Origin of the sequence: Cohnella endophytica (genome assembly GCF_003628305.1) — a bacterium.
GTDB classification, from domain to species: domain Bacteria; phylum Bacillota; class Bacilli; order Paenibacillales; family Paenibacillaceae; genus Cohnella; species Cohnella endophytica.
Genome location: NZ_RBZM01000012.1, coordinates 60,504 through 82,451, shown reverse-complemented (window position 1 = coordinate 82,451; position 21,948 = coordinate 60,504). Strand labels below are relative to the sequence as shown.

The 21,948-nt window shown below is 53.3% G+C and carries 18 protein-coding genes; 11 read left to right on the top strand and 7 right to left on the bottom strand.

Annotation, left to right across the window (positions count from 1 at the left end; genetic code table 11):
- Positions 1-67 precede the first annotated feature (67 nt).
- Together D7Z26_RS24445 and D7Z26_RS24440 are read left to right on the top strand one after the other, a co-directional pair.
- Positions 68-1,303 (top strand): amidohydrolase family protein, encoded by a 1,236-nt coding sequence (locus D7Z26_RS24445; protein WP_120979655.1) that lies wholly within the window; start codon positions 68-70, stop codon positions 1,301-1,303.
- Positions 1,304-1,721: 418 nt separating this feature from the next.
- On the top strand, positions 1,722-2,186 hold the full coding sequence (locus D7Z26_RS24440; RefSeq protein ID WP_147423897.1) for a YdeI/OmpD-associated family protein: 465 nt from the start codon (positions 1,722-1,724) through the stop codon (positions 2,184-2,186).
- Positions 2,187-2,806: 620 nt separating this feature from the next.
- Here D7Z26_RS24440 and D7Z26_RS24430 read toward each other — a convergent pair.
- The 5 genes from D7Z26_RS24430 to D7Z26_RS24410 all read right to left on the bottom strand — a co-directional run bounded on the left by D7Z26_RS24430 (position 2,807) and on the right by D7Z26_RS24410 (position 7,619).
- A complete protein-coding gene (locus D7Z26_RS24430; RefSeq protein WP_120979652.1) occupies positions 2,807-3,799 on the bottom strand; it encodes a lipoate--protein ligase in 993 nt (330 codons plus the stop codon).
- 115 nt (positions 3,800-3,914) lie between these two features.
- A complete protein-coding gene (locus D7Z26_RS24425; protein WP_120979651.1) occupies positions 3,915-4,748 on the bottom strand; it encodes a sugar phosphate isomerase/epimerase family protein in 834 nt (277 codons plus the stop codon).
- 13 nt (positions 4,749-4,761) lie between these two features.
- Positions 4,762-5,685 (bottom strand): helix-turn-helix domain-containing protein, encoded by a 924-nt coding sequence (locus D7Z26_RS24420; RefSeq protein WP_120979650.1) that lies wholly within the window; start codon positions 5,683-5,685, stop codon positions 4,762-4,764.
- 28 nt (positions 5,686-5,713) lie between these two features.
- A complete protein-coding gene (locus D7Z26_RS24415) occupies positions 5,714-6,478 on the bottom strand; it encodes a sugar phosphate isomerase/epimerase family protein (protein ID WP_120979649.1) in 765 nt (254 codons plus the stop codon).
- 31 nt (positions 6,479-6,509) lie between these two features.
- Positions 6,510-7,619 carry a Gfo/Idh/MocA family protein gene (locus D7Z26_RS24410; protein ID WP_120979648.1) on the bottom strand — a complete coding sequence of 370 codons (1,110 nt, stop codon included), beginning with the start codon at positions 7,617-7,619 and terminating at the stop codon, positions 6,510-6,512.
- A gap of 187 nt (positions 7,620-7,806) precedes the next feature.
- Between D7Z26_RS24410 and D7Z26_RS24405 the strand changes: the two genes are divergently transcribed.
- Positions 7,807-8,364: a DUF1273 domain-containing protein gene (locus tag D7Z26_RS24405; protein WP_120979647.1), complete on the top strand. Its 558-nt coding sequence runs from the start codon at positions 7,807-7,809 to the stop codon at positions 8,362-8,364.
- Between the two features lie 30 nt (positions 8,365-8,394).
- On the opposite strand, the gene D7Z26_RS24400 is transcribed toward D7Z26_RS24405, so the two are convergent.
- Complete coding sequence (locus D7Z26_RS24400; RefSeq protein WP_120979646.1) at positions 8,395-10,002, bottom strand: response regulator transcription factor; 1,608 nt, start codon at positions 10,000-10,002, stop codon at positions 8,395-8,397.
- 4 nt (positions 10,003-10,006) lie between these two features.
- Entirely contained in the window at positions 10,007-11,749 is a 1,743-nt protein-coding gene (locus tag D7Z26_RS24395) for a sensor histidine kinase (protein ID WP_120979645.1), read from the bottom strand.
- Positions 11,750-11,962: 213 nt separating this feature from the next.
- On the opposite strand from D7Z26_RS24395, the gene D7Z26_RS24390 reads away from it, so the two are divergent.
- The 8 genes from D7Z26_RS24390 (at position 11,963) to D7Z26_RS24350 (ending at position 21,866) form a co-directional block, all read left to right on the top strand.
- Positions 11,963-13,345 carry an extracellular solute-binding protein gene (locus D7Z26_RS24390; RefSeq protein WP_199731776.1) on the top strand — a complete coding sequence of 461 codons (1,383 nt, stop codon included), beginning with the start codon at positions 11,963-11,965 and terminating at the stop codon, positions 13,343-13,345.
- Between the two features lie 72 nt (positions 13,346-13,417).
- Positions 13,418-14,302 carry a carbohydrate ABC transporter permease gene (locus D7Z26_RS24385; RefSeq protein ID WP_120979644.1) on the top strand — a complete coding sequence of 295 codons (885 nt, stop codon included), beginning with the start codon at positions 13,418-13,420 and terminating at the stop codon, positions 14,300-14,302.
- Positions 14,303-15,142 (top strand): carbohydrate ABC transporter permease, encoded by an 840-nt coding sequence (locus D7Z26_RS24380; RefSeq protein ID WP_120979643.1) that lies wholly within the window; start codon positions 14,303-14,305, stop codon positions 15,140-15,142.
- A 28-nt stretch (positions 15,143-15,170) separates the two neighbouring features.
- Positions 15,171-16,193 (top strand): glycoside hydrolase family 130 protein, encoded by a 1,023-nt coding sequence (locus D7Z26_RS24375; protein ID WP_120979642.1) that lies wholly within the window; start codon positions 15,171-15,173, stop codon positions 16,191-16,193.
- Between the two features lie 813 nt (positions 16,194-17,006).
- Complete coding sequence (locus D7Z26_RS24365) at positions 17,007-17,615, top strand: DUF2087 domain-containing protein (protein WP_120979641.1); 609 nt, start codon at positions 17,007-17,009, stop codon at positions 17,613-17,615.
- Positions 17,616-17,697: 82 nt separating this feature from the next.
- Positions 17,698-18,528, top strand: a complete 831-nt coding sequence (locus D7Z26_RS24360) for a MerR family transcriptional regulator (RefSeq protein ID WP_120979640.1) — start codon at positions 17,698-17,700, stop codon at positions 18,526-18,528.
- 214 nt (positions 18,529-18,742) lie between these two features.
- Positions 18,743-20,521 carry a sensor histidine kinase gene (locus tag D7Z26_RS24355; protein ID WP_120979639.1) on the top strand — a complete coding sequence of 593 codons (1,779 nt, stop codon included), beginning with the start codon at positions 18,743-18,745 and terminating at the stop codon, positions 20,519-20,521.
- A 16-nt stretch (positions 20,522-20,537) separates the two neighbouring features.
- Complete coding sequence (locus D7Z26_RS24350; RefSeq protein WP_120979638.1) at positions 20,538-21,866, top strand: response regulator; 1,329 nt, start codon at positions 20,538-20,540, stop codon at positions 21,864-21,866.
- Positions 21,867-21,948: the final 82 nt, after the last annotated feature.

Genomic DNA, 21,948 nt, shown 5'->3' with positions numbered 1-21,948 from the left:
CATACCTTTGCCGAGTCGGGGTTTTTGCGAAGCAGGAACTCAATTCAACTTAGACGGGAGATTCTCGATGACCTATAGAACCTATTGGCTAATTAACGCAACGTTGGAAACCGGGTATCGATACGATAACGGCGGCGCCGTAGAAGGAACGGAGACGAGCATCGCTCATTTACGCATTGCCGATGGGAAAGTGGCGGAGATCGTGATCGGTGACGTTCCAAGCGCGGACGAGCTTCCGAAGCTGGACGCGAAAGGCGCCTTATTGCTTCCCTCGTTCAAAGACGCGCATATCCATCTGGATAAAACTTATTTCGGCGGTCCTTGGCAGGCGGTCAAACCGGTTCGGAGCATTTTCGACCGGATCGAAGAGGAGAAGGAATTGCTTCCGAAGCTTTTTCCGGTTGCCGCCGAGCGGGCGAAAAAGATTCTCGGGTTGCTGATTGGCAACGGGTCGACGCATGTTCGCGGACATGTGAATATCGAGCCGACGAGCGGATTGAAGGGGCTTGAAGCCGTTCAGGAAGCTTTGGCCGCCTACAAGGGTCAAGTCAGTTGCGAGATCGTCGCTTTCCCGCAGCACGGGCTGTTGTTGGCAAAGTCCTCGGAACTGATGAAGCAAGCGGTGCGGCTGGGAGCCACGCATGTCGGCGGACTTGACCCGACGACCGTGGACGGCGATATGGAGCGCTCCTTGCAGGAGATGATGGACATTGCCGTCGAGACGAATGCCGGGATCGACATCCATCTGCATGAGGGAGGAGCGACCGGGATCGCGACGATGGAAAGGCTGGCGGATCTGACGGTGGACGCGGGATGGCAAGGCCGGGTGACGGTCAGCCATGCTTTCGGTTTCATCGGCGGAGTCGCCGCGGATACGGAGAGGTTGGCCGAGCGGTTAGCCGAAGCACGGATCTCGATTGCTTCGACCGTGCCGATCGGAGGCTTCATCATGCCGATTCCGATGCTGCATCGGAAAGGCGTGAAGGTCGAGCTTGGGACGGATAGCTTGACCGATCATTGGTCGCCGTTCGGCAACGGCGACAATCTGGAGAAAGCCGGACGTTTGGCCGAGGTGTATGGGATGTCGGACGAGCGGGGCTTATCCCGTGCGATCGGCTTCATTACGGGCGGCATCATGCCGCTCGACGACGAAGGCAACCGGGTATGGCCCGCAGTCGGAGACGAAGCTTCGATGGTGCTGGCCGGAGCGAGCTGCTCTGCGGAAGCAGTGGCGCGAAGAGCCCCTCGTCTTGCCGTTCTGCACCAAGGTAACATCGTTTCGGGGACGCTTCAAAGGAGTTAGCGTACGGAGAGTCGGGTTGGTTAGAGAAAGAGGCTAAGGTGGGAGTGGCGGAATTGCAAAACAATGCGATTAGTTGGGGTAGGTAAAGGGAGCTGACTAATTGCATTACACGGATGAGTTGGAATAGAGGAGAAGTCGAATTAAGAAGATGATTTGGTGGGATAAGCGGATTCATCGAGCTAAGATGATGTTGTTTGGAGGATAATCGGAATAGTCGAGTTAGGGAAGCTTGAGGAACAGTTTTTCTGGATGGTTTATGTGCGGTAGGTGTAGTAGCGAGGCTTGCGAGTTAGTTGAAAGGGTAGCTGCTAGCTGATTTGAGCGGTACGCGGAGTAGTTTATCTAACGGGAATATGAGAGTTAAGCGATCGAGTTGGAGATAGCAGATACTGCGGATAAAGCAGAGGAGTGTGCTTACTTGAAAGCTTTTAGCGCAAAACTCATTCGGCCGGAAGGGACGGGCACGTGGACGTATTTAACCGTTCCATTTCCGGCCGAAGAGACATTCGGAAGTAAAGGGCAGATCAGAGTCAAAGGAACGGTCAACGGAGCCACCTTCAGAAGTTCGCTCATGCCCCATGGCGACGGTAGACATTACCTTGTCGTTAATCAGGCATTACGCGCCGCATCCGGCGTGACGGAGGGAGATTCCGTTGATGTGACGATGGAACTGGACACTGAAGAGCGGGGGCTTGAGGTACCGGAAGATTTTCTCGCGAAGCTCGGCGAGAGCGCAAGAGCTCAAGCGTTTTTCGACGACCTTGCATACTCCTACCGCAAAGAATACGTAACGTGGATCGATTCCGCGAAGAAAGCGGAAACGAGAGCAAACCGAATCGTGAAATCGATCGGGTTGCTAGAGGCGGGAAAGAAGCTGAAATAGGAATGGCCGTCATTCTGCCCGGAATAGATAATAACGTCCCTTAGGGACGCTATAATCCATTCCGGACTCGACTTGAAACAACGGTGAAATGGTCGATTTTATCCAGATTCAGGCATAATAACGTCCTTCAGGGTCGTTATTTCATCAACCATCTAGATTCCGCCGAAATAACGCCCTCCGGGACACTTGTTCCTTCAACCAACTAGATTTTGCCGAACTAGCGTCCTCCGAGGCCGTTAATTCCGCGAACCAACCCGATTCCTCGGAAATAACGTCCCCCGGGGCCGTTAATGCCGCCAACCAACCCGATTCCGCGGAAATAGCGTCCCCCGAGGCCCTTATTCCATCAACTAACTAGATTTCGTCCAAATAGCGTCCTCAGGGGCTCTTATTTCCTCCAATACACCCGATTCTGCTGAAATAACGTCCTCCGAGGCCGTTAATTCCGCGAACCAACCCGATTCCTCGGAAATAACGTCCCCCGGGGCCGTTAATGCCGCCAACCAACCTGATCTCGCCGAAATAAGGTCCCCCAGGGCCTCTAATTCCGCCGACCAACCCCAACACGCAGAAATAGCGGCCCCGAAGGCCGCTATTTTCCTTTCCATCCACGCAGCAACTTAAAGCAGCAGCTCCAGCCACTGTTCCTTCGTGATCGGACCGAGATAGTAAGGTAAGTCGATTCCTTCCAGCAGCGAGCTCAACGTTTCCGTTTCGTAGCGCGTACCGACAAGCTTAGCCGCTAGCTCCGAGCTGTCTCCGCGTCCGAAGAAGTCCCCGTAGATGGTCGCTTCTTTAATGATCCCTTCCTCCACCAGCAGGCGAACGTCATACGTTCCCGCACCTTCGATTCGTTTGGTCTGGCGCATGTTAAACGCAGGAGAACGGCCGTAGTTCCACTCCCAGCTTCGGTAACGCTCGTCGGCGAGCCTACGCACGTTATCCCAGTCCTGCTCGGTCAGCTCGTAATAAGGAATTTCCGGCTCCCCCTCGAACAGCGAGGATAGCAGGCTCGTACGGAATTGCTCGATCGTCATCGGCTCCGGCAGGAACTCTGAGATATTGGCGACCCGGCTGCGGATCGACTTCGTGGACTTGGAAACGTACTTCTCGGCGTTCGACTTGAGCGCGGAGGAGACGTTGTCCATCTCGGAGTCGAACAGTAGCGTCCCGTGACTGAACATTTTGCCGCGAGTGGAGAATTGCGCGTTGCCCGAGATTTTGCGTTCGCCGACCTGGAGGTCGTTGCGACCCGTTAGCTCTGCATCGACGCCGAGCTTGCGCAAAGCGCTCACTACCGGCTCGGTAAACTTCTTGAAGTTATGGAACGACTGACCGTCGTCCTTCATGATGAAGCTGAAGTTCAAGTTGCCGAGATCGTGGTAGACGGCGCCGCCGCCGGACAGCCTACGAACGACGTGGATGTCGTTCTGTTCCACGTATTCCGCGTTGATCTCTTCGACGGTGTTCTGGTTTTTGCCGATAATGATCGACGGTTCGTTAATGTAGAACAGCAAATAATCGTCGGTGTCGGGCATGGAGCGTAAAATATATTCTTCCAACGCCAAGTTAAGAGCCGGATCGGTATTGTCGTTATTGCTGATGAATCGCATGACGTCTCTCCTTCGGGTTAAGGTTGCCTCGGAACTATAAGTCATTCATGTTCCTATCTTACATCGCAACCTTGCCCATGTCACTCCAACGGGGGCTATAGCGCGAACGATGCAACTAGATCGCATACGTTTGCTTGATGGCGCTTAAGCCGCGCTTCGCGACCTCGAGTGCGCTGCTTCCGCCGTAATCGGCCGCGAACAGCTCGAGAGACAGGAAGCCTTCATAACCGGCTGCATGGAGCAACCTTGCAAGCTCCGACGATGGAGCGATGCCCTCGCCAGGAAACAGGCGATCCGCATCGGAGATCGTCTCCCTTGCCGGGCTGGCGGGATAATCGTTCGCGTGCACGATACCGATGCGATATCCGTTTAGGTGCGCGATGTCGCTCACGGAGCTGCCGCCCGTGTACATATGGAACGGATCGAGCAGCAGAGTAGCGCCTGTCACTCCGCTCTGTTTCGCTACGTACGCGGCTTCGCTCAGACGCGACAGCTTTTTCGCTCGCCCCCAGAATTCGAGGATCGGAGCGACGCCGTATCCTTTCGCGAGCTCGCACAACTCCGCGTAACGGACGGCAAGCTCGTCCAAGGTCGCATTATCCACCGTGCCTAAGGGCGGCGCGGCGAAGGAGGGACAGCCAAGCTCGGCGAGCAAGGACAATTCCTCTTCGGTTTGCCGCTTGCCGCGCGAGCGTAAGCCAGCATCGTCGTCCGCCCAGGGAATGAACGAGATCGCGTTCGCGATCTCGATGCCGAGTTCGGAGGCCGTCCGCTTAAGATCGTGAACGGAGCCGCCGGCCTCCGCGTAAGCTTGCAGATCCTTCATCCAGATTTCTATGCCCTTGTATCCGGCTTCGGCCGCGACCTGCAGTTGATCTCGTATGCCGAGCCGGTAGGGGAATAAAGTCGACGCGTTCAATGCCGCCCGAAACGGGAATAGGTTTTCCATGCCGTGACTCCTCTCAGGATTGTTCCCCGAAAAATACCCGATTCGCCGGGTAGAGCGATTCGCCCTCGCCGGCGGGAGCTAAGTCCCCGAATCTCGGGTTGTAGTGTTTGGCGCGGTATTCCGTCGCCGTTATCGCTTTCGACGATTTGAACACGCGGCAGAAATAGTTCTCGTCGCCGAATCCGACCGCGTACGCGATTTCTTTGACGCTCATTTGTCCGTATAGAAGGAGCTGGCATGCCCGATCGATTCTCCGTCGCGCGATCGTTTCTTTCGGCGTCATGCCGAGATGCCGAACGAAGGAGCGGGATAGATGCTCCGGGGTCCAACCGACCATTCTGGCCAAGCCGTCGACGGTAAGATTGTCCGAGAGCGAGAGGTCGATCGTATCCAGCGCCTTCTGGACTTGGGGAGGCAATCTTTGCGCTTCCGCGGGGTTCGGTTCGTCTTCGTCGGCTAAAGATTGTATTTCCGCAAGCAAGGTAAGAAGCAGCAGGCTTCCCCGTTCCTGCAGCTTGTCAGGCTTCAAGTGCGCGATCGTCATGATCTGCCTCATCATCGAGGCGAGCAACTCGCCTTCGTACGGAATGACGGAAGGACCTTCCGGCTGTAGGAGCGGGAGCGAGGAAACCGGGAACGCCCGCAGCCAGAAGTGGATGAACAAATGCCGCGTCGGATGTTGGGAATCGTAGCGGTAGCTATGGATTTCACCTGGACGAGTCACGACGAAACAGGGTTGGTCAAGGTAAAAATCCCTCTCGCCAACCCGGTAGACCGAACCGTTGCCGTCCGGAAAATAAAGCAGCTCGTAATCGGGAATATCCCGTTCCGCCAAACCCGTGCCCGCTTTCTTCACGAAGTCTCCGAGCACGCGGATAGAGGGCAAACGAATTGCCGAACGTATCGACGGGGCGGGACCCACAAGCCGATTTACCATATTCGAATCGTCCTTTCCTTTCTTACGACTAATTCGCAGGCGAGCCGACCAAGCCCATGCGCAACAGGTTACGATGGCTGATCGCCAAGCTCTCGAACGGATCGCGCCGGGACGAATCCTGCTCCACGACGAGCCATTCAGTGGCGACCTTGGCGGCGATCTCCGCGATCGCGGGGAAATCCAGAGTGCCTTCGCCGATCTCCGCGAAAAATTGCTCTTCGCCGGGCTCGACATCCTTAATATGCAGCAGCGGGCATCGATTCGCTAACTTGCTTAAATACGCGGCCGGATCTTCCCCGCCTCTGCGGACCCAATACGTATCGAGCTCGAGCTTCACGAACTCCGGATCAGTCGTGCGAAGGATCGTATCGAGCACGTATTCCCCGTCGAAGCGCTCGAACTCCCAATCGTGGTTGTGATAGAGGAAGGTCGCTCCTTCTTTCCGGCATTGCTCTCCGATCCGGTTGAAGCGCTCCGACTTCCGAAGTACGTCTTCCTTGGATTCGAAACGCATCGACACCGCGACGTAGCGGCCGCCGACCTGTTGCAGATAATCGGTCAGTCTTCCGAAATCCACGTCCAGATTGTCGAACGAAGCGTGAGCGCCGACGACCTGGAGATTCAAACGGTCCAGTATCGCCTTCTGCTCGGAAATCGTCATCCCCTCGGGCGGCAAGCCGAGTTCGATACCTGAATAGCCGATGGCGGCAAGCTTCTCCAGCGTGCCGACGTAATCTTGGCTCATGGCTTCACGGACGGTATAAGGTTGAACGGCAATCGGAAACGTTGGCATGGGAACGGACACATCCTTTGTGGGAAGTTTTCTAATCCAAGCGGTTATATTTCAATCCTAACGGCAACGGAGACGGCCGATCGACGGAAGAGGCGATCGCGATATGGCGTCCCTGGTCAGAGGACTCGAAAATGCCGAGCGAGACGTCGAGCACATGGCGGGCAAGCCGTCCGCTTGCGCGATGCGGCCGTCCGGTGCGAATGGCGTAAGCCATGTCCGCCAAGCCGATCCCTCGGCTATCTTCGGTAAAGCCGTGGGAGGCGGGCACCTCTTTCGTCTCGCCGTTCGGGAATTGAATGGCGATCCGGCCATCGAAGAAATTCGGATCGGGCAAGATCAAGTTGCCTTCCGTTCCGAAGATCTCGAGTCTCGGCGTATAACCGAAGCTCTCTTTCGCGGCTTGCAGGCCGGCTACGGCTCCGCTGTGGAAATCGAGCACCGCCGACACGTTGGTCGGCGCTTCGACCGCGACCGTATCTCCGTAACGGGGCGATCTCGGATTCTCGACGACGATCTCGCTGCGAAGCTGCTGAGCCGTTCCGGATACGCGGCGTACCGGACCTAGCAGGAAAATCAATGCCGTCAAATAATAAGGAGCCATATCCATGACGGGATCGCCGCCGAGCTTCAGAAAGTTATGAAAATTCGGATGCATTCCGCCCGAAGCATTGCCCATGATAATCGTTCCGTTAGCGGAGTACGGCGTGCCGATCCAGCCCTCGTCGATCAGCTTGCGGCAAGTTTGGAGTCCCGCGCCCAAGAACGTATCCGGCGCGCAGCCGACGAGCAGACCTTTGGCTTCGGCCAACGTCAGCACCTCGTCCGCGTCTTCGCGCGTTAAGGCGAAAGGCTTCTCCGTATACACGTGTTTACCCGCATGAAGGGCCCTAGCGTTAACCGCCGCATGCACGGACGGCGCGGTCAAGTTCAATACGAGCTCGATCTCGGGATCCGCGAGCAATTCATCCACGGTCCATGCGTTCGGTATCTCGTATTGCTCGGCGCGTTTCCGCGCAAGCTCCGGTAACATATCCGCAACCGCTTTCACTTCCAGGATGCCGTCGAACGTTTCCGTCATGTTTTTTAAGTAGATCCCGCTGATCTGTCCCGTTCCTATGACTCCGACTTTGACTTTGCGCATGGCGTCTCCCTCATCTCCGTGAATAGCATATCTTGACCCCATTATTGCGCATAGCCTCGCGAATCTCAATGGAGAAAGCAACAACGGAACTGGACGAATCTGATTTGTTCAACGATGGACAATGTTCTGCTAAGATGGAGGTAACGCTTTACCACGCAAGCAAGCCCTAAGGAGAACCCTCAATCGAATGAAAAATTTACTCGTAACCGGATATCGCGCGCATGAGCTCGGTATTTTCGATCAGAAGCATAAAGGCATTCCTTATATTCAGAAGGCGATCGTCTCCAGGCTCGTTCCCTTGCTGGAAGAAGGATTGGAATGGGTCATTTCCCCCGGCCAGTACGGCGTCGACCTATGGGCATGCGAATCGGCGATCGCGCTTAAGAAACAGTATCCGCAGCTCAAAGTGTCGATCCTGACGGCGTTCGTCAATCCCGACGAGAAATGGAAAGATGACCGTAAAGAATATTATAATGGAGTCCTAAAGGGGCTGGATTACTATGGCGCGGTAAGCAAGCAACCCTATACCGGGGCGTGGCAATTCATCGCGAGAGACGATCTATTGCTCCGCAAGACGGACGGAATCCTCCTCGTCTACGACGAGGATGCGAGCGAGGGCAGTCCGAAATTTTTCAAGGAGAAAGCTCTCAAGAAAAGGGAAGCGGAAGGATACGGGTATTTCTCGATCAGCGCGGAGGATATCCAGAATATCGCCAACGAGGAAACTCTTAACTCATTCGAATAGCCGCAGACTCCCAACTTAGCGGAACAACGGCTATTGCGATTTGAACTCCTTGTATTCCTTGGGCGAGAAGCCGACGAACCGTTTAAACATTTGCGAGAAATACTTGTAGTCGCTATAGCCGACCTTCTCGGCAATGGAGTACGTTTTGGCTCCCGGCTCAGCGAGAAGAGTTTTGGCTTTTTCTACGCGAGAGCGGTTAAGCCATTCGACGAAATTGAGGCCCATCTCTTCCTTGAAAATTCGGCTTAAATAGTTCGGCGTCACATAGACGACGGCGGCCACTTCGGCGAGGCTCAAATCCCGGGCATAGTTTTCCTCCATATACCGTAGCGCCGTTTTGATAATACCTTTGAACTTCCGGTTTTTGTTCTCTTGAACGAGGTCTGACAGTCGTTGAAGCAATGAATTTATCCAACCTTGCAAATCCTTGAGCGTATCGAAACGCTCCATCTCCCGATAAGGGTTGAAGTCTGCTCCGATCACGCTTCCAGTATCGAAGCCCATCTCTTCGATGCCGCTCGCCGAGACAAGGATCATTCTTCCGCAGATGCTCCGAATCCTTCCGACATCCGTGCGGTTGGCCACGAAGCGGTCGAATATTTGATCGATCGCGGTTGTAAGGCCTGCCGTATCTAGCGTCTTCAGGCAACCGACGATGGCTTTCTCTTCTTCGGAGGGATAGAGCACGGCTTGCGGTAGCGCGGAGTCGGCTTCTTCGTATAGGATTTGGCTATCCTTTCCTTTGAAGATTTTGGTCTTTAACGCGGCGAAGGCTTCGGCATAGACTTCGTCGAGGTCCGCGATGCTACCACGGGTTCTGCCGATGCCGATGGAGACGGACAGCTTTAGATACTTTCTAACGCAACTGCGAATATCCGCGCACAAGCTACCGACGAACTCCGGCGTAAGTTTATCACCGCAGAGGAGTCCGATCAGATGATCGAACTCGCTGTAGCAGATCACACCCGACGTCTTAGAGAGCAACAGTTCTTCGGCAACGTTCATGACGGAGAAGCGGAGGAGTTCCCGTTCGGCCGGTGGCAGGTCTTCGGTCATTATGGTGAAGTCGTCGATATCGATTACGACCATCGCGTATTGCTGGCCTATTAGCCGAATATTGAGCAGTTCCGCGCGTTCGTAGACGGTATTCGGGTCGATGATGCCGCCTTTGACGATCCGATTGATGAAGTCGGACTTGATCGCGGGATAATTTTCGTTAAATACGAGATCGCGCGACAGCCGGTTGCGTTTGCCGGCTTCCAACTGCTCGATCTCAACTTTAAGTTGCTTAAGAACCGTGACCAGTTCCTCGGCGCCGACCGGCTTCAGCAAGTAGTTTTGCACTCCGATGGAAAGAGCTTCTCTGGCATAACTGAAATCTTCGTAGCCGCTCAGAATCACAATACGCGTGTCGGGTAGCTGATTTCTTAGATGTCGCGATAGCTCGAGTCCATCCATGCAAGGCATGCGAATGTCCGTCACTACGATTTGCGGCTTCAATTGAAGCGAGCGATCCAAGGCCTCCGCTCCGTTCGCCGCCTCGCCTACGATACCTATCCCATATTCCTCCCAATCGATAGAAGTTCGAATTCCTCGGCGAATAATCGGTTCGTCGTCGACGAGCAATAGTTTGATCATCGTATTAGCCTCCTAGAATGAACGGTTGTCGAACGATAACGGTCATCCCGTTGCCAGGCGCCGTCTGAAAGTCAAGGCCGAAGCTTTGACCGAAATTGAGTTGAATCCGGTCGTTGACGTTCTTAATTCCGAAGCCCCGATTATCATGCTCCACTTTATGGAGCAGGGACACCAATTCCGCTTCCTCGGCGCCCGCTCCATCATCGGAAATCCGGTACACCAATTGGTTGTCCTTGCGGTAGATGCGAATCCGGACGGTACCCTTCGTTCCTTTTTTCTCGATTCCGTGCTGGATAGCATTTTCGACCAGAGGCTGAAGGACAAGCTTGACCGCTTGGCAGGAGCGCGTGTCGGGTGAGACCTGAATGTCGAAGCGAATGCGGTCCTCGAAGCGTTTTTCCTGAATCGTAATGTAGGACTTCAGGTGTTCAATCTCGTTGTCTACGGTCGTCAATTCGTTGCCGCTATTCAGACTGAGCCGGAACAGCTTAGAGAGAGCTTGCACCAGATTGGAGCTCTCGAACGCTTTCTCCATCCGGCACATCCAATAGATCGTATCGAGCGTGTTGTATAGAAAATGGGGATTGATCTGCGCCTGCAGCGCCTTCAGCTCCGCTTCCTTCTGCTTGATCTGCACCGCGTATACTTCGTTGATCAGCTCTCCAAGCCGTTTGGACATCCGGTTGAAGCTGGTACCGATCAGCGCAATTTCGTCATTCCCCTTTATCGGAATATTGACGTTGAAGTTTTCCTTCTCGAGCGTACGCATCGACTTGCGTATTCGGTTTAGCGGACTCAGCACCTTGTGGGAGAAGAGAATGATCATGAGCAAGCAGAGGGCGAAGCTGCTCAGAACGGCGTATAAGGTGACGTTGCGAATCATCCTTGCATCACTGGACAGCTCGTTCATGGGTACGAGATTAACGAGCTTCCAACCCGGCCGGGACAAGCTGTAGTAGGTTTCGATGAACGGATTGCCATTCAGTGTCGCTTTGAAGTAGCCGTTGTCGTCTAGGTAGAGCCGAGGGTCATCGTACTTGTCGTCGAGCGTCGTACCGACTCTGGATTGATCGAGCGAAGAAATGATCCGCTTGTGCTCGTCGATGATAAAAAATTCGCTGTTGCCGCTGAGTAGCTTGTCCTTGTAAATATCGGAAATCTCCTGCTCCTGGACATTGATTTTGATGATGGCCAGATCGGAGGAGATATTGTCGATGTCCTTGAGCACCTTGATGTAGGAAATGACTTTTAATCGGGAGCGGTCGTATTGCGTCACTTCGTCGGCGATAAACTGTCCTTCGCCGCGCAGTAAGAACAGCTGCTTTTGCAAAGGAATGCCGATCGTGTTGGTACTGCTGGCAGAGTCGAACTCCAGTCCGTTCATCCCTTTCACATAGATGGAGTAAATGTTCGTATGGAAGACGGCGAACCTGTTCAATGCATTTTGCGCGGAAAGCAAGTGATTACGCGAGCGAGCGACCTCATCTCGCGGGAATGCGAAGTATTTCATGAACTCTTTGTTCTGCCAAAGGCTCAGAGCAGAGTTGCTCATGTCGTTAAAGAAGAAGTCGATGTTCTCCGCGATTTGTTGAACGGTTTTGAAGTTGGAGAGACTGACCTTTTCTTCAATGACGCTCGTGGATTTGAAATAGGAGAATCCGCTTACAAGAATAAGAGGAATCAGCACGATCAACAGGGAGAAGATCATGAATTTGTATTGTAGGCTGAAGAACCGTATTTTTAGCATAATGCCTCCTTTTGCTTGTGAGTCTACTATATACGCAGTATTTTTCGTTTGGCAAAGAGATTTTTGCCTAATCGCGATTCCGAGGCATATTCGCATAATTCGCAGACGTTTTTGTAGAAACGTTACCTGTTGGATACGGGATACCCTCTGTACAATGAAAGGCGTGCACAAACGAAAACGGTTAAAAATACGAAGCGAAAACAGGAGGAAGTCATGAAAGTAAAACTTTGGAAACCGATGGGAATGTCGGTTGCCGCGCTCGCCTTGGGGATGTCCCTGATTGCGGGCTGCGGAGGAAAAGATGCGACTAAAGATTCCGCGCCTTCGGCAAGCGGAAACCAAACTGAGGCTTCGGCCGATGCTTCCTCGCCAGCTAAGGCCCCCGTTAAAGTCACCTTCATGAACTTGTGGGCCAAAGACAGTACGGAGAACATCGCCGTGACCGTTAGAGCGGAGTTGGCCAAGTTCAAACAAGAGAATCCCGACATCGTCGTGGTAGAAGAATCGATCGGCGATCAGAATGCGTATTACACGAAGCTGAAAACGTTGGCCGCATCCAACGATCTTCCGGATATTTTCATCAGCAAGGGCTCGGAACTCGCCATGTTCGCTCAGAACGAGACGGTCGCATCGCTCGACGACGCGCTCGGCGAAGATGCGGCGTGGAAGGACGGATTTCTGAGTACGGCGTTTAACGATCTGAGCAGCGGCGGCCATACTTACGGCGTACCGTTCTCGATGCTTGCTACCCACGTCGTCTACTACAACAAGCAGATTTTCGCCGATGCGGGATTTGCTTCGTTCCCGAAGACGTGGTCCGAACTGGAGGACGCCATCGCCAAGATTAAGGCGAAAGGGATTACCCCGATCGCTCTTGGCAACAAGGAGCAGTGGGTGGCTGAATCGTGCGTCCTGAGCGCGCTCGGGGACCGATTCACGGGTACGGAATGGTTCACGAGCATCAACGCCAAATCGGGCGCGAAGTTTACTGATCCCGACTTCGTGAAAAGCTTGGCCGCGCTTCAGAATTTGGCGAAGGCGGGCGCCTTCAACGCGGATTTGAACAGCATTAACAACGATCAGCAGAAGACGCTGTATTTTAACGGCAAAGCAGCGATGTTCATGGAGGGTAGCTGGGCCATTGGAGCCGTATCCGCCGCGCCGAAGGAAATCGCGGACAATACGGAAGTCGCCGTGTTGCCATCCGTTGAAGGCGGCAAAGGCAATGCGCGGGCAACGTCGGGCGGAGCTGGTTCGGGTTACGCGGTTGGCATTAAAGGATACGCGGCTAAGAAGGACGCGATCACGAAGGTACTCAAGGCGATGAGCGGAGAAAGCTTCGCCAAGAGCCTGGCCGAGAAAGGAGAGCCGGCCGCTTTCAAAGTAGGGGAATATGACAAGAGCAAGGTAAGCCCGCTTTCCGTCAAATACGCGGAGCTGGCTTCGCAACTGCAATTCACTCCGATCTATGACTCTTACTTGAGTCCGGCATTGACCAGCGTCATGAATGCGGGCTTGCAGGATCTGCTTATCGATGCAGTCTCTCCGGAGGATCTGGCTAAGAAGATACAAGCCGCGTACGAGAAGGAAAGTTAATTGACCTAGAATAAGAAATCGGCGCCATTCGGGGAGCAAGTCTCCCGGATGGCGTTTAAGGAGTCATACGCAATGAGCCGAAGCTCTTCCTTAAAGATAACCAGGGTCGGATTGCTGGGACTTCTGGCTCCGAGCGTCGCGATCTATACGTTCGTCATTATCGTTCCGCTGGCATTGTCGTTCTATTATAGCTTGACGGATTGGGTGGGAGGGCCGACGAAGAACTATATCGGCTTTCGCAATTATTCGCTGCTGGTTCACGACAGCCTGTTCTGGCATTCCTTCAAGAACAATATGATCATTCTCGCCCTGACGTTGATTATCCAGATGAGTCTGGCGTTCCTCTTGACGACTTTATTCATGTCTAAGGCGCTTCGTCTAAAGGAGCTCCATCGGACCGTTATTTTCTTCCCGGTCGTTTTATCGGCGGTTGTCGTCGGCTTCGTCTGGCAGATGATCTATAGTCATGATTATGGGATTCTCAATTCCATCCTGCGGTCGATCGGGCTAGAGTCCGCCATCCGGCCGTGGTTGGACGACCCGAAGATCGTCATCTATTCCGTTACGGTTCCGCTGATCTGGCAGTATCTCGGAATTCCGCTCATGATCTTCGTCTCCGCCGTTCACGGTATTCCCAAGGACATTTACGAATCTTGCGAACTGGACGGCTGCACGGGGTTCAAAAAGGCGCGGTACATTACCTTCCCTTTGATCTACGACACGATCAAGGTCGTCGTGATGCTGTGCATCTCGTCGAACATGTTGGTGTTTAGCCATATTTATGTCATGACGGGCGGAGGACCCGGAACCAGTTCCATGGTAATGGCCCAATACGCCTACAAGACTTCGTTCGGGAGCATGCAGCTCGGATACGGAAGCGCGGTGACGATCGGCATGTTTGTTATCAGCTTCGGGATCGTGCTGATCTTTAAGCGACTGGCGGAGGTGAGAGTGTAAATGACCGTCAGGATGCTGTTAGGCAAATCGGGTAAGCTCGTCTTTAACGCGATGATGCTCGCGTTCTCCGTCGCCTGCGTGTTTCCGATAGCTTGGATCGTGTATTCGTCCCTCAAAACCAAGGACGAGTTCATGTTGAATTCCGTCTCCCTGCCTCATCGGCTGCAATTCCACAACTACTACAAAGCTTTCGTGGACGGGAAGATGTATCAGTACTTCATCAGCAGCGCCTTGAACACCGTGACGACGGTCGTCGTCGTCGTATTTCTGTCGTTCTGCGTCGCGTATGCGTTGTCCAGATTCCGCTTCAAGTGGCGAAACGGAATCTACTCGTACTTCATCGTCGGCATGCTGATTCCGGTATACGGGCTGATTGTGCCTCTCTATTTGCAGTTTAAGCAATTCGGATTGTACGACAAATTCTACACGCTGTTCCTGCCTTACATCGCCATTCGATTGCCTCTGCCGATCTTCTTGCTGGAGAGTTTCATCCGGACTGTTCCTGCCGAGCTGGACGAGGCGGCGCATATGGACGGCGCTTCGACGTCTTATCTGATGACCCGGATTCTGCTACCGATCTGTAAGCCGGCGATCGCCACGATCGTCATTCTAACCTTTCTGGATACGTGGAACGAGTTTCCGTTCTCGCTCGTATTGGTCAGCCAGGAGTCGCTTAAGACGTTGCCGGTCGGCTTGACGAACTTCTACGGCCAGTTCACGTCGGATTATACGACTTTGATGGCGGCGATGGTGCTGTCCATTCTTCCGGTTATGGCCGTCTATCTGGCATTCTACAAAAATATCATACAAGGCATGACCGCCGGAGCGGTCAAAGGATAACCTTCGCGGCCTGACAGGAGACAAGAAGATGAAGCTGACAAGACACGAGAATAACCCGATTGTCGTGCCCGGAGGAGCTGAATGGAGGCGAGCCGCGGTTTTCAATCCGGGCGTAGTCGAAGCGGACGGTAAGTATTACATGTACGAGCGGGCCGCGGGTTCTCTTCGCCCGTTCCGGACGAGCATTGGCTTGCTGGAGAGCGAAGACGGCGTGAATTTCCGGCCCGTAGCAGACGAGCCCGTGTTCACCGCCGACATGCTCGGTTTCCCCGGGGGGAGCGTGGAGGACGCCCGTGTCGTCCGCATCGACGGAACCTATTACATGTGTTACGCGCTCCAGCCCTACCGATTCGATTGCTGGCCGACGGGCACGGGATTGCCCGCGTACTACCCGGACAATTACCCGGAGTGGCGGGAGAACGGCGTAGAGCCAATGATTACGCGCTCCGGCATCGCGGCGTCCGAAGACGGTATCCGGTTTACGCCGCTCTGTTATACGACGCCGGCGGAGATCGACGACAGGGACAATGCCCTGTTTCCGGAGAAAATCGGAGGGCGGTTCGCCTTGCTTCGCAGGCCGATGCAGTATGTAGGTGAGAAATACGGAACGAATACGCCGGGCATCTGGATCAGTTATTCGGACGATCTGTTCGAATGGACCGAGCCGGAGCTTGTAGCGGTCGCGGAGAACCCGGAATGGGAAGGGACGAAGATCGGGGCGGCGGCGACTCCGGTGAAGACCGACCGGGGCTGGCTCGTGCTTTACCACGGGGTGGATGCTCATTCGGTGTACAGGGTGGGGGCCTTGCTGCTCGACCTGGACGATCCGAGCAGGGTAATCGCCAGAATCCGGGATCCGATCATGGAGCCGGAGACGTACTACGAGCGATTCGGGCTCGTCCTCCCGAACGTCGTCTTCCCGACGGCGAATGTCATGGTGGACGGTTTGCTTTACATTTATTACGGCTGTTGCGACGCGAGCATCGGCTTGGCGACCGTACCGCTTTACGAGTTGCTCGATGCGTTGACGGGCGGGGAAGATCGGGCATAAAGGGCATTAAGTTGAGGCTCCGGGCCAATTGGCTATTATGACCCAATGACTCGGTTATTCCTGCAATGACATAGCGACACTATGCCTGCGCCGTTGCAAGTCGCAGACTATCCATTCATTATGAAGTCCGCAAACATTCGTTTGCGGCTTTTTTTATTGAGAACAGGGGTGATGTCGGTTGTTAAGAATATGTACCGATTGCCGAAATATTTGTACAGCTCCATTAAACTAACGGGCAGGATAGTTCAGTCATTCCTCGAATACTTCAGTGAAGGTAAAAAGTATGGGGGTAATGGAATGTGCAGTAGGTGCGATGGTTTTTCAGAGAGAATTCGTATCGACCATCCATACGAATACTTTAATATTGTTGAACAAGTGAAGGAAATTCTATATGTAGGAACGCTGGAGATCATCCAAGGTAATTGCGACTTTTATTCTCTTCAAAAAGGACAGCCTTGGCCAGGTGATGTTTTATATCACATTTTTAAATGTACTTCATGTGAAAGAAAGTTTGAGCTAAGTGTTGAGACCTATCATGGTTCAGGTGGAGTCTGGGATGTAGCGAATTTGTGATTCCATTTTCAATAAACGATTAAGCTAACGGGAAACGATAGTTTAATGACTACATCAAGCAGGTTGCCTTGGCAGCTTGCTTTTTTATTGAAGGCAGGATGTCCGGGAATCGATACAAATTCTTGTCACACAACATTATGTGGCGAGTCCGAGGCTTTAGTGGAAATCCTCTTCTTGTATTTAATAACTAATTTAGTTATCATCTAATTAGATAATTATTAAATCAGGAGGCACAGCACCATGCAATTGGAAAAAGTCGTGAACTTCCATAAGGCGTTAGCCGACGCGACCCGTATCAAAATCCTGATCCTGCTCGCGGAAGGCGAATTGAACGGGCAAACGCTGGCGGAGAAGCTGGGGGTTACGCCCGCAACGATCACCCATCATGCGACGAAGCTGCGGGATGCGGCGCTTATTAACGAACGCCGGGAGAAGAATACGATATATTTTACGCTGAACGATTATTTCATTAAGAGCAATTCCGCGGCCACCGAAGCGTTAATCTATCGGAGGGTTGGGGCTAGCAAAGGAGAGTCGGGGACGATGAACGAAGAGAATCAACGGACGAGAGACAGCGTGCTAAGGAATTTCTTCACGGCGGAAGGGAAATTAAAGAGCTTGCCTGCGCAGTTAAAGAAGAAGCTCATCGTGTTGGAGCATCTCGTATCCCGCCTGGAGAAGGGGCGAGCGTATTCCGAGAAAGAACTTAACGCGTTTATCAAGGAAGTACACGAGGACTTCGCGACGATTCGCCGGGAGTTCATCATGCACCAGTTCATGTATCGGGAGCGCGAGGTGTACGAACTGAACCCTCCGGAGCTGTGGGCGAGGTGGGAGGAGCTTTCTTAAGCTTTTTCCGCGGAAAATGCGACAAAGGTGTTGACTCTTACGTTACGTAAGAACGTACATTGGAAGCGGGAGGGCGGACGCTATGAAAATAAAAGAGGTTTGCGAGCGCACGGGATTGACGGAAAGAACGATACGGTACTACGTAGAGGAGGAGCTGATCTCCCCTCGGTCCAACGTGGTCAACGGAAGAGAGTACCGCGATTACTCCGAACGGGACATTGCGGAGTTGAACGCGATCGCGGATATGCGCAAGCTGTTCTTCACGATCGATGAGATTAAGACGATGAAGCGGTCGCCGGATCAAATCGCCGAAGTACTCGAGAAGTATCGGGCCAAGACGAACGAGGACGTTCAGGCCAAGACCGCGATTCTGTTGGCGTTGGAGCGGCTCGATCTGTCGAACGCAATGGACATGGAGGCGTTGGCGCGCAAGCTGAAAGACGTTTCCGCCAACCTGGCGCTACCCCAGCATGATATATCGCCGCCAAGCTTCGGCAAGTTCGACGGGGAGTCGAAGGAGGAGCGGGAGGAAGAATACGAGCGCTATCTGAAACGACAAGAAAGGCGGTATAAGGTCGGCAAGGGGATCGTCTTCGCCATCGCGGCGATTAACGTTGCGGCTGCGATTTTCTCGGCCGTGATCAACTTGGCCTTGTTCTCGCTCATCGTTCAGATCGCCATCTCGATTGCGCTGTTCGCCGGAGTGACATGGGTGCGGTACGTGTTCATTTTCGGAGCGGCGTTGAGTACCTTGTCCGGGTTCTCGCTTCTCATGCAGTGGGGAGAATACAGTCTGCCGAGTGCCGTAGCGGTGCTGATCGTCGGGATGATGGTCTACTCCGTCGTTTCCTGTGTGCTCTTATTAAGGAGCGAGGCCGTTAAAGAGTTCCTATACACTCAGAAATATAGTTGAAATCCTTGACCTATCCGATCAGCGAACCCCGCCCTTTCTAAGAGGGCGAGGTTCTTTTTCTATGGCGGGACACGGGACCGTAATAATGCACCGCTTAATCGTCATATCGAACATCGCGCGTAACGTTAGGCGGAACTATGATAGAGTAGAGGGGAATATTGGAAAATAATATTCATTCGAGGCGTAAAGCTTAGCGAGGGTGGATGGTTCGTACATGGTGAAGTGGCTATCCCGGATGAATTTGATCCAGAAGCTGGTCGTGTTTTTCGTTTTCCTCATCGTGATTCCGATTCTGGTCGCCTATTGGATCGTGTCGGTCAAAGTGGCCAAGATCACGGAAGATCAGATGGGAGATACGCTGTTCCAACTCGTCAAGACGAGTCATCTGACGCTGGACCGGGACGTGATGTCGGTGGACGGCACGACGGAGAAGCTGATGTTCACTCCGGAAACCCAGTTGATGTTCGACACGACGGAGCTTAGCGAATACGACCGCTTGCAAAAATATCTCGTGCTCGATAAGCTGCTGACGAATTACTCGAAGAGCGGCGTTAATTTCTCGGTGTTCATTCCCGAGCTGGCGGACGGCTATCCTTTCGCTCCGGCTTCCAGCGTCAAGGAGAACGGGGTGTTTTTCTCGTGCGACCTATCCCCCTCCGGTTGGTTTCAGACGGCAATTAACGCCAGGGGAACCGGCATTATCCGCGTCATGAACGAGCTTGGGAACAATCCTCACGGCGTGAAGACGGCCGCCTACATTCGGGGGATGAGCAATAATACGTTAGGGGATCGGACGATTGCCGGCGTACTCGTGATGACGGGACTGGACTCGCTCCTGCAGAAAGATCTCGAATCGCTCAAAATCCCTAAGGACGGGCAGATCGTCTTGCTAGACAAGAGCAACTCGGTACTGGCGAATACGGCCGGTCTCGAGATCGGCGGCCTCTTCAGCCTTCCGAAACAAATATTTCGCTCCTCGGAGGGCGTATATATCGACAGAGATGACAAGGAATCATGGCTCTATGCCATCCATACAAGCGAGAACAGCGACACGAAGCTGCTGTTCAAAATTCCGATCCGGTCGATTATCGGGCAACACGAATCGATGCGGGAGCTCGTCAATTATTTGATGATCGTTTACTTCTGTATTTTGCTCCTGGCGAGCATTTACTTTTTCCGGCATATTCTAAGCCCGCTTTCCCGTTTGGCTAGGTTGAGCCGTTCCTTCGAGCCGGGAAGACCGTTAACGAACGAATATAAGGTGAAACGGGGCGACGAGATCGGTTTGTTGAACAATGCGTTCATCGAAATGACGAAACGGCTCAACCAGACGATTCACGATAAATACGACCTTGAATTAAAACATAAGGAAGCCGAACTGACGATACTTCATTCGCAGATCAATCCGCATCTGCTCTATAACACGTTGGAGTCGATATTCTGGCGCACGACGATCGAAGGGAACGAGGAATCGGCCGAGATGATACGCGATCTTTCGCTGCTAATGCGTATCGGGCTGAGCCGGGGGAAGACGCTGATCCCGATCTCCGAGGAACTGAAGCATATCGAGGCTTACGTCAGATTGCAGCAGAAGCGCAACAATTACGAATTCAAGATCCACTGGGATATCGAGGAACGGACGAAGAGCTACCTCATTCCGAAGGTCGTCATGCAGCCGCTCGTGGAGAACGCGATCTTGCACGGCATCCGCAAGATGAACAACGAGGGCGAGCTCTGGATATCGATCAAAGGCAAGGATGAGCAAGTCGAGATTCGCATCGGCGATAACGGATACCGGGCGGCGGATATCGGCAAGCTGAACGCTATCGCGAACGGGGAGCTGCCGGAGATGGGCTTCGGCATCCAGAACGTAAACCGAAGGATCAAGCTCCATTTCGGAGAGGGCTACGGACTCGTTTTCGAAGCCCGGCCGGAGGGCGGCACCTACGCCGTCATGATCATTCCCGCGAACGCGGAAGAAACCCAGATGTAGCGAGGAGAGGGTCGGGATGTATAACGTATTGGTCGTAGACGACGAACCGATGATTTGCATGGGAGTAGCCACGATGTTGAAGAACGCGAACATCGACATTTCGGAAGTGTTCGTGGCTTACAACGGCTTCGAGGCGCTCGATTATATCCGCTTGGAGAAAATCGATCTGCTCATTACCGATATCCAAATGGATCTGATGAGCGGCATTGAGTTGATCGAGACTTTATTTACCGAGAACCCGCTCATCCCCGTCATCGTCCTCTCCGCGCATGGAGAGTTTGAATACGCGCAGAAGGCATTGAGGTTCGGCGTGAAGGAATATCTCGTGAAGCCGGTCGTCACGAAGGAGCTCATTCGGTTAGTGCGGGGACTTCTTACGGAGAGGGACACGCAAATGCGCGTTCTGACGGATTCTACGCTCTCGCAGAAGTTTTCCTTCGAGGACATGGCTTCGAACCGCAATCATCTGTTGAACGAGCTTGTCTCCGAAGGGTTCGACGAATCGGAAGTGGAAGAGGTATTCGCGTACTTGGGGCGAAGATTCGACGGGCCTTTCTATTGTATGCTATCCATCAAGCTGAATCTGGCCAAGGCCGGGATGTACGAAGCGGATATCCGTTCGTTCCGCGATCGGAACCTGCTCCGGTACGCTGCACTTAACGTCGTCGAGGAAACGCTGAGCCGTTGGGACAGTCTCGTTTTCCATGGCGGCAGCCATTCGGTTTCGGTCGTCCTGCAATTCTCGCGCGAGGAGATGGATAACCCAAGCCGGTTGAACGAGCAGACGATGATCGCCCAATTGCTGCACAACAACTTATTGAAGTTTTTGCGGATGAAGAATGCGATCGGGATCAGCACGATCCGCGAAGGCATGCAGAGCTGGGCGGACATTGCCCGGGAGGCGGACGAAGCTCTTCGCTGGAGCGAGATTCACCGGGACCACGACGTGTTCTATATCGGAGATTTCGGCAAACACGGGGGACCGCCGTCCGCGGGAGAGATTCTGGCGACAAGCCGCATACTGGACGACAATAACTCGTTTATCGCGAACGCCGTTCAATATATGGAAGGGCATTACCGGCAGAAGGGCTTGAAGCTCCAGGAAATTGCCGAATACGTATGCCTAAGCCCGAATTATTTAAGTTATTTGTTCAAAAAAATCGTCGGAATCAACCTCTGGGATTACGTTACGAAGCTGAGGATGAACGAAGCCAAAAGGCTGCTGCTGACGACGGATATGAGAAGGTACGAGATTTCCGACGAGATCGGTTACGAGTCTCCCGAGCATTTCAGCAAAATCTTCAAGAAGCATTTCGGGGTCAATCCTTCCGAGATCAAATCATAATGAATCCCCTCGTAAACGATATATCGCTCATCGACTGGTAATATTATGTTCTTTTATAATAAAAATGTAAGATAAAAGAGCA